This window comes from Bartonella sp. MM73XJBT, assembly GCF_028618465.1.
In the GTDB taxonomy this organism is placed as follows: Bacteria; Pseudomonadota; Alphaproteobacteria; order Rhizobiales; family Rhizobiaceae; genus Bartonella.
This window is the reverse complement of record NZ_JAQISY010000001.1, coordinates 129,115-141,509: the sequence shown is the minus strand read 5'-3', so window position 1 is coordinate 141,509 and position 12,395 is coordinate 129,115. Positions and strand designations below refer to the sequence as shown.

Here is a 12,395-nt window from a genome sequence, read left to right as displayed (position 1 = left end):
ATTATTGTTTTCTCAGCAAAGAGAGAACATCATGGGTTGGATAGCCATTTGCTGTTAAGCTATGGCGCTGCTGAAAAGCTTTGATAGCTTTTCGAGAGGCAGTACCGATTTTTCCATCAACTTCTCCTTTATAATAGCCAAGTTTGGTTAAGCGAGATTGCAATTCTTTACGCTCACGGAATGTAAGAGAGGGAAATGGTCGTTGCCAATCTTGAACTAATGTAGGATGTCCAGCAATACGGTGAGCAAGAAGAGCAACAGCGAAAGCATAACGATCTGCATTATTATAACGTTTGAGAACAAAAAAGTTTTTTGTTACTAAAAATATGGGGCCTTCTGGTCCATCTGGATATTTTAATATTGCTTGTTCAGAGAGTGCAGAAAGAGCTTGCCCATTTGCCTTTTTTACACCTAACTTCGCCCATTGCTCAAAGGAATGCCAACTTGCTGGAAGGTTTTTACCTTTTGGCACTTTAACTTCTACTCCCCAAGGAAGGTTAGACTGCCAACCGTTCATATGGAGAAGATTAGCAGCACTAGCCAAAGCATCTGGAATAGAGGTCCAAATATCGCGCCGTCCATCTCCATCCATGTCAATAGCATAAGCGAGATAACTGCTTGGAATAAATTGCGTATGCCCCATAGCACCAGCCCAAGATCCAGTAAGTTTTACACGTGTAATTTCACCACGTTGGAGAATTTTCATGGCAGCAATGAGTTGCGCGTGGGCGTATTTGGCACGTTTTTTATCAGCATAGGCGAGGGTTGCAAGGGAGCGAATAGTATCACGCATTACACCTTTATTTGTTAAAATCTTTCCATAATTACTTTCCATTGACCAAATAGCAAGGAGGATATTGCGGTCAACACCAAAACGTTTTTCAATTTGAGGAAGCCATTTTTGCCATTTTTTTGCTTGGCGTTGTCCTTCTACAATTGCAATATCATGAACACGATTATCGAAATAATTCCATGAGGGATCAACAAATTCTGGTTGGTATGCAGCTCTTTCTAAAACCTCTGGATCAATTGCATTGACACCTTTAAAAGCCAGATCAAACGTAGAGGGTGAAATATTATTAGCAAGAGCTGTTTTTTTAAATTCTTTAATCCAAAGTTTAAAACCACCATCAGCATGTAAAAATGATGTAGAAAACGTGAAAAAAGCAAAAAAGAGAGTAACTAAACCTATAATAAAAGCCTTCTGATTTGTTGATTTTTTTGCAGAAGAGAAAATTTTAGATTTCGTGTTGTGCATTTTAAAATTCCCCTCAATATTCAAGTATTTTGTTGTGCAAGAACTTTATTTTGTATTTGATCTTATTGAAAAATGTTATCAAGCAAGTAAGAAAGGCTAAAACGGATTATTTATTTAGGAGGATTGGTGATAAATTAGCATACTCTTGTATCTCTTTCTTGTCCATTATAATGGCGATAAAAACAATAAGATGTCTTTTTTACTATTTAGTAAAAACATATGTTAAAGCAAATCAGAAAGTGATACGGTGAATGAGGAGCAAGAGAGTGAGAGTGCGTAAAATCCGGAAAGCAGTATTTCCTGTGGCTGGTCTTGGTACACGTTTTCTTCCTGCAACAAAAACAGTTCCTAAAGAGATGCTGACGGTTGTTGATAAGCCTGTCATTCAATATGTTGTAGACGAAGCACGTGAAGCTGGTATTGAACATTTTATTTTTGTTACTGGACGCAACAAAGCAGTCATTGAGGATTATTTTGATGCGCAAGTTGAGTTATATACAACGCTTGCCGAACGTGGCAAGAGGGAAGAACTTGAACATTTACACGCCTTACAGCCTCCACCAGGGTCAACTTCTTTCACGCGGCAACAGCAACCTTTAGGATTAGGACATGCTCTTTGGTGCGCGCGCGAATTAGTTGGGAGTGAGCCTTTTGCTTTATTATTACCAGATATGCTTATACAAGCTAAAAAGAGCTGTCTTTGTGAAATGATTAATCTTTATGAGAAAACTGGTGGAGGAAATATTATAGCAGTCCAAAAATGCGATCCGAAAGAGACGCATAAATATGGTATTGTTGGACAAGGCGAGCAGATTGCAAACGGTTTTAAAATCACAAAAATGGTAGAAAAACCAACAAAAGGAACAGCACCTTCAAATCTGTACATCAATGGGCGTTATATTTTGCAACCAGAAATTTTTAATATTCTTGCCAATCAAGAACGAGGAGCAGGAAACGAAATTCAATTAACGGACGCGATGGTATGGCTTTCAAAGGAGCAGGATTTTTTTGGTTTCCAGTTAGAGGGGCGCACATTTGATTGTGGTTCTAGAGCTGGTTTTATTGAAGCCAACGTTGCATTTTCTTTAGCACGTGCTGATATGCATAGCGAAGTTTCTGCTTCATTGAAAAATTTACTAGAAATCATTAAAGTTGAGAAATGATATAGATCTCTCGTTTAATTTCATTTATCAAGTTTGATCATGATAATACAGTCTTCTCATATGCCTTTGCAAGGTGCCATTGCCTCAGCGCTTAAAACGCTTGCGAGTGAAAAACAAGGAATTAAAGTCCTTGAAGAAGCTCTTATCGGAAATCTTTCTTCCTCTTTTGAAACGGCTGTTCAAACCATTAGAAATGCGAGTGGTCATGTGGTAATTACAGGTCTTGGCAAGAGTGGGCATATAGGTACAAAAATTGCGGCAACTTTAGCTTCCACTGGAACACCTGCTTTTTTTGTTCACGCTGCAGAAGCTAATCACGGTGATCTTGGTATGATTGGCTCTGATGATGTTATTCTTGCTTTGTCATGGTCAGGTGAAACCTTAGAATTAAGTGGTATTATCAATCATGCTGCGCGTTTTCGCATACCACTTATTGCCATGACATCGGGTGAAAACTCTGTATTAGGACGACAAGCTGATGTTGTCCTTTTGTTGCCAAAGATAGAAGAAGCTTGTCCTCACGGGCTTGCTCCAACAACTTCAACTATTATGCAATTAGCAATGGGAGATGCATTGGCTGTTGCTCTTTTAGAAATGCGTGGTTTCACTGCAACGGATTTTAAAATTTATCATCCTGGTGGTTCTCTTGGTGCAAGTCTGAAATATGTGCGTAACATCATGCATGAAGGAGATCGTATTCCTTTAGTTGCGCAGGGAACAACTATGACTGAAGCAATGAATGTTTTGGTTGAAAAACATTTTGGTTGTGTTGGCGTTGTGAATCAAAAAGGTGAATTAATCGGAATTGTGACTGATGGTGATCTTGCACGCAACATGCATTTTGATTTATCAAAATTTAATGTTGATGAAGTGATGACAAAAAAACCTAAAATTCTGGAGCCAGATACACTGGTTGGTGCTGCAACAGCATTTATTAATGATCATCATATTGGTGCGTTTTTCGTAGTTGAAAATAAGAAACCGGTAGGTATTGTTCATTTTCATGATCTTTTGCGCGTTGGGGCTGCATAAGTGGGAGCGCTCATACCAGAGAGCGTTTTATTTTAGAGTAAAACAGCTGCAACAATAATAAAAATAAAATTTTATGAGGCAGTAGCTTTATAAGTATTTCTTGGAAAAGATAACTGGTTGCATTTTTTATGGTGTTTGCAAATTCTACTTCACGGGGGTACGTTCCTTACATAAAACAGAACGCCATTGTGTTGTAAATTCATTACGCTTGTAAAGGAACAAGTTGGCACCATCATACTATTTATCAGTGCTCGGTTGCGGCAGCCTTTGGTACTGGAGAGCATTCATGAGAGGCATGCTTACTTTTTTAAAGAATTTTTTATCCACACGCTAATCCCGCTTGTAAGGTCTAAGCGAATGGCTGTGATTGATTCACTATAGGAGAGGATTGGAATGAAAAAAATCCTACGATATTCAGCTTTCTCATTTTATATGCAAATAATGAACGATCATTATAATCAATACGTTACCTATAAGGAACTGTATTATCTTTGCTATTTTAAAAGAAATTTGATCAGGAAGAGAGGTGATACCTCCTGATATGCAAATTTATCACATTTCTTGTAGAACCCATAGTTTTTATTATGTTAAAATTTTCTCTTAAGAGAAAACTGTGATCCTGTATATGATGAGCAGAACAGTTGCATTGCATCTTGTGACATTATACAACTAACTTTAGAGATTGTGCCACGAAGAATGGAGCGTATTTCAATTTCTATATGTTGAGCACTGACATAATTATAGGTACCTTCTGACAATTTTTCTTCTGTATCTGCTGCACGCGTTTCAAAAACACCTCTACGGAAAGAAGAAATAATACCATTTTCATCAACCCATTTACCATCAATTCCAGCCTGTATATTTTGCTCATAATGTTGTGAAAAGCTACAGGCACCTAACATCAAAGCGATGATTATAAGACATAAAGTACGGTAGGTGTGTTTCATTTGTTTCACTCTATTTATGTTACTCTGCTCTCTAAGATCTATAACATTGTTAAATTATTCTATGAGTCAAGATAAAAAATTTGATAAAAATCAATGAAAAAGTAAAAAAATGGAAAAAAATGCCTTAATGTTGTATTTAATTAGCAGCTTGATGAAATTTGTAGATAAACACAAGAGGCGAAATATTTCTTATGGTTTACAACAATTGTTACATTAAGTCGTTTAGTAGTCTCAAAGGAGATTATTAAAATTATGGTTGGTCCCATTCTTGTTGCGAGTGAAGATTATGGAAGACGTATAGAGCTTTCTGCTATGCTTCGAAGTTTTGGTCACCGTGTCATTGAAGCAGAAAATGGCCTGCGTACGATTGATCTTTTACACAGACGTAAAAATATTATTCTTGCACTCATTGATGTTGCTATGAGTGATTTGGGGGTGGGTGATTTGATTAAAATGATTAGGGTTGCTGGTGTTTCTGTTCCTATTGTCGTGATAGCACAAAAAGAGAATCAAGATTTACTCCAAAAGGCTTTAACAGCAGGGGCTATTGATTATTGGATTTATCCAGTTACACCACTGCGCTTAAGGGTTACTTTGGATACTCTTTCTCTTTTATCAGCATTGGAGCGTGAGGTTCATTATACTCGGCGAAAAAATGAGAATCATTTGCGTTTTTCGGATCTCTGTATAAAAAGCAGGGCAATGCAGATAGTTCTGGAACAATCAAGGAGTGCGGCCTCTTCATTACAGAATCTTTTGATAGAAGGTGAAAATGGTACTGGTCGCGAAACATTAGCTCGCATTATTCATCATGAGGGTTTGTTATCGAATGGGGCTTTTGTTCGCTTTCAATGTTCAGCTCTCATAGATCCAGAAGAAGAAAGTCGCCAGTGGTTTCAAGAGTTTTTGCCACTGGTTTCTTCTCTTGAAAGAGGAACACTGTGTCTTTATGATGTTGATCGACTTGAGCCTATACAGCAAAAACGTTTTGCACGCTATCTTCAAGAGAGGGATGAGGCTACAAAGAACAATCCCCTCTCTGTTCGTGTCATGGCTATTTCAACGTCACGGCTTTCAGATCTGGTTAAAGAAGATTGTTTTTCGCACAGTTTGTTTGAACAACTTTCCCAATTATCAATCAGTGTTCCTGCTTTGCGGGAATTGAGAGACGATTTTCCAGAGCTTACACAACGTTTGATTGACCACATTATCATTGAAACAGGGCGATCGCATGTACATGGTTTAGCAGGATCAGCTCTTTCATTGCTTATGCAGTATGATTGGCCTGGTAATCGTAACGAACTTGAAAATTTTTTATTTCGTGCGGTTTTACTCAGTGAGGGGCCTTTGTTAACGGTTCGGGATTTTCCTCAATTAATGGGAAATTCATTAATAGGTGTTCCAAATATTGTTGAGAGCGATGTTCAAGAAGATCATGAACAAGAATCGATACAATTTTTAAACGCTGATGAGCATGTGCGCACTTTTGCAGAGATGGAATATGATATTATTGAGAAAGCAGTAAAACATTATAAGGGACATATGAGTGAGGTTGCTCGCCGTCTTCGTATTGGTCGCTCTACGCTTTATCGAAAAATAGAAGCATTAAGAGCAATAAGAAACCAAGAACGAAAATAAAATCCGTGATAAATCTCCATTTATTAAGAAGTATAATCTTCGAAAAATTATAAGATCTTTTAAGATCAGCAGTAGAAGGGGAGATTTTAAAAGAAGTATTGTATACTGCAGATGAGGCATTGAGGATAATTTGAAATTTTAATAAGTATTAATTTTATTAAAATAAACTTAGTTTTAATGCTTCTTTTTTATTTTTCATAATTTGAGCTAAGTTTATTTTCTCTTAAGCAAGGGATGGCATTTTATCTATTGTAATGATTAAGATTTGATCATTATTTAAATATTATGGTTTGTATCGCTAGTGGTGCGATAGCTTTAAAATAGAAAGTTTGTCTTCTTTGACTTTTTTAGAGATTGTTATCAGTTTTACCATATCTTTTTTTATTGCGTCTACGTTGGCTATTTACACATATGGGCGTTTTATGAAAAACGCTAGGGGAGTGTGTTCTTATGCATTGGCTATTAAGAAAGATGAAACCAAGCTTGACCGTATCATAAGCCGATTGGCAGAGGAGACAGATGGGCTAGGAATTGATAAAGATGCTCTTTCACTCATCATTAGTAATTTGGATGCGTTTTGTGTTCGTGCGATAGGAGCAGCACAGGCTGGGCGTAGTCTCGATCTCATGTATTATATTTGGGATGATGATTTAACAGGGCGCTTATTATTAAGTGAAATAGTAGAGGCCGCTGATCGTGGTGTTCGAGTGCGCCTTCTTTTAGACGATATTAATGCCCAAGCCCGTGATCCAGCTTATATTGCCTTGGACAAACATCCACATATTGAAGTGAGAATGTTTAATCCAGGCCGATCACGAAAAGGGGGATTACGCCGTGGTTTAGAGATTATATTGCGGGCAATTACTGTAACGCGCAGGATGCATAATAAAGCTTTCATTGTAGATGGTCGAGTAGCTTTTGTAGGAGGGCGTAATCTTGCCGATTCTTATTTTGACGCTGGTAAAGAATCCCATTTTCGAGATTTAGATTTGATGTTAATTGGTCCTTCGGTTAAAAAGGTGGAAACCATTTTTGATGACTTTTGGAATAGCGCTGTCGTTTTACCAATTCATACTTTGGTTGTCCCTAAAAGTGCAAGCGATCTTGGCTATTGGAAGGATAAATTACGTAAATTTCGTGATTCCAAGGTTGCGAAAGTTTATCTCGACTATGTCAAAGAACATATTCATTTTGATTGTTTTATCCAAGTAGGAAAGCGGTTATTTTTAGCAGATAAAGTTGTTGTACTCTCCGACCCTCCGGAAAAAGCATTGCGCAAAAAAGCAGGAAATTGGCTTATGAAGGCACTTTCACAGGTTATTGGTGATGCGAAAAAAACCGTCCAAATTACATCGCCTTATTTTGTTCCAGGTAGAGTAGGTACGCAGAATTTGAGCAATTTGGTTTCAAAGGGTGTTGATGTCAAAATTCTTACAAATTCCTTAGCGGCCACTGATGTGGCACTGGCACATGGTGGTTATGTACCGTATCGTAAAGCGTTATTGAAAAGTGGTGTTAAGCTTTATGAGTTAAAACCCGGTGGTAATATGCACGGATTACGACTCTTTCGTTCAAGTAAGGCAAGTTTACATACTAAAGCTTTTTTAGTTGATCGTAAAACTGCTTTTATTGGTTCTCTAAACTTTGATCCCAGGTCAGCTGCACTGAATACGGAAATGGGTATCCTTTTTGAATGTGCACCAATTACAGCAAGATTAGATTTGCTTTTTTCTGAAGAAACAACTGGTGAAATGAGTTATCACCTCCGTCTTGCTGATAATAACCGTATTTATTGGGATTTTATTGAAAATGAAAAACAGCATAGCCTTGATTATGAGCCGGAAAGCAGTTTTTGGCGTCGTGTGTTTGCGAAAATAATAAGTTGGTTACCCATTGAATCACAATTGTAGATTTTATAAACTATATTAAAAAATTATTTTTCTTTTCATTTTTTTTGTGGCATGGCATAATTTCTTGCCAATCCACAACGTCTGAGAACCGCAGTTGTATCAAACTACTTGCGGTGTTTTATTATAAAAGGAATTTGGCTATGGCAAAGATTGTTGAAACGGCGACAGGTGTATTGGCATTGACTTTTGATGATGTGCTTTTACAGCCTGGTCATTCTCTTGTTATGCCTAGTCAAGTAGATTTGAGAACGCGTATTGCAGCTGATATCACGCTAAATTTGCCGTTGCTTTCTGCTGCGATGGATACTGTAACAGAATCGCGTTTGGCTATCGCTATGGCTCAAGCTGGTGGTCTTGGTGTTATTCATCGTAATATGTCTCCTACAGAGCAAGCTGAAGAAGTTCGTCAGGTAAAAAAGTTTGAATCTGGTATGGTTGTTAATCCAGTGACAATTGGGCCAGATGCAACACTTGAAGAAGCAAAAGCTTTGATGCGTTCTCATAGTATTTCGGGTATTCCGGTTGTTGAAAATGGAGCTAAAGGTGAGACTGCGGGACGGCTTGTCGGCATTTTAACGAATAGGGATGTGCGTTTTGCATCAGATCCAAAACAAAAAATTTATGAATTAATGACCCATGAAAATTTGATAACTGTGCATGAAAATGTCCAACTTAGTGAGGCAAAATATCTTTTACATCATCACCGGATTGAAAAGTTATTGGTTGTGGATGGCCAAAATCGCTGTGTTGGTTTGATAACAGTTAAGGATATTGAAAAAGCACAATTAAATCCAAATGCAGCCAAAGATTCTCAGGGGCGCTTGCGTGTTGGCGCTGCCAGTAGTGTGGGGAATGATGGGATTGAACGGGCTGAACGACTTATTGATGCAGGTGTTGATGTACTGGTGATTGATACAGCCCATGGGCATTCTCAACGTGTGTTAGAGACCGTTGAGCGAATTAAAAAAATGGCGTGTTCTCCAGCAGTTATTGCTGGTAATGTAGCGACTTCTCAAGCAACACAGGCGTTAATTGATAGTGGTGCAGATGCGGTAAAAGTTGGTATTGGTCCTGGTTCTATTTGCACGACACGAATTGTTGCAGGGGTTGGTGTACCACAACTTGCAGCGATTATGAGTGCTGCTGAAGTTGCTGAAAAAGCGGGTATTCCTGTGATTGCAGATGGCGGGATTAAAGCTTCTGGAGATTTTGCTAAAGCTTTAGCAGGTGGGGCTTGTGCTGCTATGATTGGTTCTCTTTTAGCAGGTACAGATGAAAGTCCTGGCGAAGTTTATCTTTATCAAGGGCGATCTTTTAAGGCTTATCGCGGTATGGGATCCGTTGGTGCTATGGCAAGGGGGTCGGCAGATCGCTATTTCCAGGATGAAGTGCGTGATGAACTTAAATTGGTTCCTGAAGGTGTAGAGGGGCAAGTAGCTTATAAAGGCCCTATAGCATCGGTCTTACATCAACTTGCTGGTGGATTGCGTGCCTCAATGGGCTATGTTGGAGCGAAGGATTTGGCAGAGTTTCGTGAAAAAGCGACATTTGTTCGTATCAGCAATGCCGGACTCCATGAAAGCCATACACATGATGTTGCTATCACACGAGAGAGTCCTAATTACCGCGGACCTGTCTGATGTATAAGCGCATAGAGCTATGTGACATGGTATAAAATCTTTTGAGAAAATGGAGCGAGGCTATCATTTTTCTTTTTATGATTTCGTTTAATAACTCTAAAAGAGAAAGAATTGGAGGTTGATATTCCAATTCTTTCTGTGTGTTATACGAAATTAAGGGAATTAACTTTTTGTTGTCTTCCGCGCCGACTTTGATGCACGTTGGCGAGTGTTAGTCTGATCACTTTGGATGGATTTCTTTCCATTGTTTGAGGGCATTGTATTGTGACGGCTTTTAGATGAAGTTGTTTTTCCATTATTATAAGTGTTCATTATTTTCTCCTTTTAAATTATCTGGCTTAAGACCAGTATAGTAAAAACGGTCATGCCAAATAGTGGTTCCAAGCTTTTCCTAAAAAGTTAATATTTCTTGAAGAATAATATGGATGTGCTGGCCTTAACCGGGATGTTTTTGCATCTTTTCAGAAAGGTAGCATTTTCAAGATAGGGAGATATTGGGTGTCAAGTACTGTTTATAGAAAGCTCTAAGAATTTAATTTACAAGGAAATAAGGAGGGGATGATTTTTACCTATCTTATAAAGTGTGTGCTTATTCTGTTATCTGTAAATTAACATCAAAATCTACCGCAGCCGTATGTTTGAGATAAAAATTAAGACGATTGAAAATTTTGCAAGAAGTTCCAGCTTTTGTATAGTAGGGGCGAGTATATTGTATATCTCTGTTTGACTAATCTCTGGAAAGGTGAGACAGTCTGATTTGGGGGGAGTGTAAAGCTGTAAAGATAAAAACCGATTCCCATCTTTACCATAATTCTTTAATTCACCTTTACCACTTTCATAAGCATTTATAGCAGTATCTTTTAAATAATGGAGATTACGCATTGTCTCATGCTTTTGTTTTTCTCGTTTCTCAATGCTCTCAAGCTCATTTCACTACGGAGGTTCGTGAATATTATAAGGATAAAGCCATACCACCATCTTATCGCTTATAAGGGAGTAAAACCGGCACCATCATACTATTTCTCTCAATGTTGCGAGGTTTTCGGCATTTGAGAGCGTTTATGAGAGGTATTTTTACTCTTTTCTTTAAGTTTTTTTATCCAGCGCTAACTTTGCTAGTAATATGCAAGCAAGTAATTTGTTTGATTCAACATAGAGAATATTTGAAATAAGAGAATTTTACGATATTCAGGACTTCTATCTCACATACAAATAAATAATTATCATTATAAATTAAAATATTAATACATATTTGGAAAGGTTTTTAAGAAGATATCTTACCTTGCAGGATCAAGATAGAATATGTGTATTTTAGAATGAGGGGAATGTAAACGGATAGCAGGTGAAATGAAGATTTTGAAATGCTAAATAAAGCGCAATCAGAATCATTTAGTTTCCAATGTAAATTTTGTAGAGTTTCGAGAAATTCCATTGGCGTTAAGAAAGATAATTTATTTTGGCTTAACTTATTGAGAAATTTATAAAAATTCAATGGGAGAAATGAATGCGCTTAGGTGGGCGTTTGCATGCAGCAATGGATATCCTACAAGAGATAGAAACGCGGCACTGCTCAGCAAGTGAAGCTTTAAAATCTTGGGGGCTTTCTCATCGTTTTGCTGGTGCAAGTGATCGTGCAGCAATTGGTACAATTGTTTATGATGTTTTAAGAAGGCGTTATTCTTTACAATGGCGTATGGAGAGTGATGATATTCGGGATAGCGTTTTTGGTACTTTGTTAGACACTGGAACAATGACCATTGAACAAATTGATGGTGAATTAGCAGGAGATCGATTTGCTCCACAGCTCTTAGGAATTAAGCAGCGTCAATCATGGCAAAAACGGCAATTAGGTGATGCGCCAGACTATATTCGTGGTGATATTCCCCAATGGTGTAAAACACATCTGTATCCTGTATTTTTCGAAAATTGGATCGTAGAGGCAGCTGCATTAGCAACACGCCCTCCTTTAGATTTACGGGTGAATAGTTTAAAGGCAACGCCAGAAAAGGTTTTACAAGAATTAGTAAAAACCAAAGTTCAACCATTTTCATGGTTTCCGCAAGCTTTAAGAATTGCCCCGCTTGAAAAATTTGCACGTCATCCCAATCTTCAAGTTGAATCGGCTTTTCAGAAGGGGTATTTTGAAATACAAGATTTGGGATCTCAGATTGTTGCTTATCTTGTCGAAGCAAAAGCCAATATGCAGGTATTGGATTATTGTGCTGGAGCTGGTGGCAAAACGTTAGCTTTAGCTGCTCGTATGAAAAATCAAGGGCAAATTTATGCCTATGATTCAAGTGAAATCCGTTTGGCTCCTATTTTTGAGCGTCTTTACCGTGCTGGTGTTCACAATGTACAGCCATGTGGACATACAGAAGCATTAAAGCCGTTAGTAGGTCAAATGGATATCGTTTTACTAGATGCGCCATGTAGCGGTACAGGAACATGGCGGCGGCGGCCAGATACGAAATGGCATTTGACATTAGAACAGCTCAAACAACGCCAAATAGAACAGAAGACTATTTTGCATGAGGCTATAAAATATCTTAAACCAAACGGGCGTTTAGTCTATATTACATGCTCTCTTTTTGTGGATGAAAATGAGAAACAAATTTCCCGTTTTCTACAACAGCATTGTCGTTTTTATCCAATAAATATGCGGGCACTTTGGCGGCAATATTTCAGTTCTTCACCGGTGCAACCGATTTTTTCAAATTATGGACTCACCTTATCTCCAGCAACAACAAAAACAGATGGTTTCTTTTTATCTGTGTTGCAAAAAAGACATTGAGATCTCTTTTCGCATT

General features: G+C 38.0%; 9 protein-coding genes. 6 read left to right on the top strand and 3 right to left on the bottom strand.

What is annotated here, in order from left to right:
- Position 1 precedes the first annotated feature (1 nt).
- On the bottom strand, positions 2 to 1,258 hold the full coding sequence (locus tag PVV69_RS00630) for a lytic murein transglycosylase (protein WP_273756063.1): 1,257 nt from the start codon (positions 1,256 to 1,258) through the stop codon (positions 2 to 4).
- Positions 1,259 to 1,530: 272 nt separating this feature from the next.
- Between PVV69_RS00630 and galU the strand changes: the two genes are divergently transcribed.
- Both galU and PVV69_RS00620 read left to right on the top strand, forming a co-directional pair.
- On the top strand, positions 1,531 to 2,421 hold the full coding sequence (gene galU / locus PVV69_RS00625) for a UTP--glucose-1-phosphate uridylyltransferase GalU (RefSeq protein WP_273756062.1): 891 nt from the start codon (positions 1,531 to 1,533) through the stop codon (positions 2,419 to 2,421).
- A gap of 39 nt (positions 2,422 to 2,460) precedes the next feature.
- Positions 2,461 to 3,453: an SIS domain-containing protein gene (locus PVV69_RS00620; RefSeq protein WP_273756061.1), complete on the top strand. Its 993-nt coding sequence runs from the start codon at positions 2,461 to 2,463 to the stop codon at positions 3,451 to 3,453.
- A gap of 587 nt (positions 3,454 to 4,040) precedes the next feature.
- Here PVV69_RS00620 and PVV69_RS00615 read toward each other — a convergent pair.
- The gene (locus tag PVV69_RS00615) at positions 4,041 to 4,400 is read right to left on the bottom strand and encodes a hypothetical protein (RefSeq protein ID WP_273756060.1); all 360 of its coding nucleotides are present in this window, start codon (positions 4,398 to 4,400) and stop codon (positions 4,041 to 4,043) included.
- 252 nt (positions 4,401 to 4,652) lie between these two features.
- Here PVV69_RS00615 and PVV69_RS00610 point away from each other — a divergent pair, with 252 nt between their 5' ends.
- The 3 genes from PVV69_RS00610 to guaB all read left to right on the top strand — a co-directional run bounded on the left by PVV69_RS00610 (position 4,653) and on the right by guaB (position 9,588).
- Positions 4,653 to 6,038, top strand: a complete 1,386-nt coding sequence (locus tag PVV69_RS00610) for a sigma-54 dependent transcriptional regulator (RefSeq protein ID WP_273756059.1) — start codon at positions 4,653 to 4,655, stop codon at positions 6,036 to 6,038.
- A 338-nt stretch (positions 6,039 to 6,376) separates the two neighbouring features.
- On the top strand, positions 6,377 to 7,948 hold the full coding sequence (locus PVV69_RS00605) for a phospholipase D family protein (protein ID WP_273756058.1): 1,572 nt from the start codon (positions 6,377 to 6,379) through the stop codon (positions 7,946 to 7,948).
- Positions 7,949 to 8,088: 140 nt separating this feature from the next.
- Positions 8,089 to 9,588 (top strand): IMP dehydrogenase, encoded by a 1,500-nt coding sequence (gene guaB / locus PVV69_RS00600; protein WP_273719990.1) that lies wholly within the window; start codon positions 8,089 to 8,091, stop codon positions 9,586 to 9,588.
- Between the two features lie 162 nt (positions 9,589 to 9,750).
- Here guaB and PVV69_RS00595 read toward each other — a convergent pair whose 3' ends face one another.
- Complete coding sequence (locus PVV69_RS00595) at positions 9,751 to 9,900, bottom strand: hypothetical protein (protein ID WP_273756057.1); 150 nt, start codon at positions 9,898 to 9,900, stop codon at positions 9,751 to 9,753.
- Positions 9,901 to 11,092: 1,192 nt separating this feature from the next.
- Here PVV69_RS00595 and PVV69_RS00590 point away from each other — a divergent pair.
- A complete protein-coding gene (locus PVV69_RS00590) occupies positions 11,093 to 12,379 on the top strand; it encodes an RsmB/NOP family class I SAM-dependent RNA methyltransferase (protein ID WP_273756056.1) in 1,287 nt (428 codons plus the stop codon).
- Positions 12,380 to 12,395 lie beyond the last annotated feature (16 nt).

Bases quoted from the DNA above. Each gene is read 5' to 3' on its own strand.
- PVV69_RS00590 (WP_273756056.1), top strand. From the start codon at position 11,093: ATGCGCTTAGGTGGGCGTTTGCATGCAGCAATGGATATCCTACAAGAG.
- guaB (WP_273719990.1), top strand. From the start codon at position 8,089: ATGGCAAAGATTGTTGAAACGGCGACAGGTGTATTGGCATTGACTTTT.
- PVV69_RS00615 (WP_273756060.1), bottom strand. From the start codon at position 4,400: ATGAAACACACCTACCGTACTTTATGTCTTATAATCATCGCTTTGATG.
- PVV69_RS00630 (WP_273756063.1), bottom strand. From the start codon at position 1,258: ATGCACAACACGAAATCTAAAATTTTCTCTTCTGCAAAAAAATCAACA.
- PVV69_RS00620 (WP_273756061.1), top strand. From the start codon at position 2,461: ATGATAATACAGTCTTCTCATATGCCTTTGCAAGGTGCCATTGCCTCA.
- PVV69_RS00610 (WP_273756059.1), top strand. From the start codon at position 4,653: ATGGTTGGTCCCATTCTTGTTGCGAGTGAAGATTATGGAAGACGTATA.
- PVV69_RS00595 (WP_273756057.1), bottom strand. From the start codon at position 9,900: ATGAACACTTATAATAATGGAAAAACAACTTCATCTAAAAGCCGTCAC.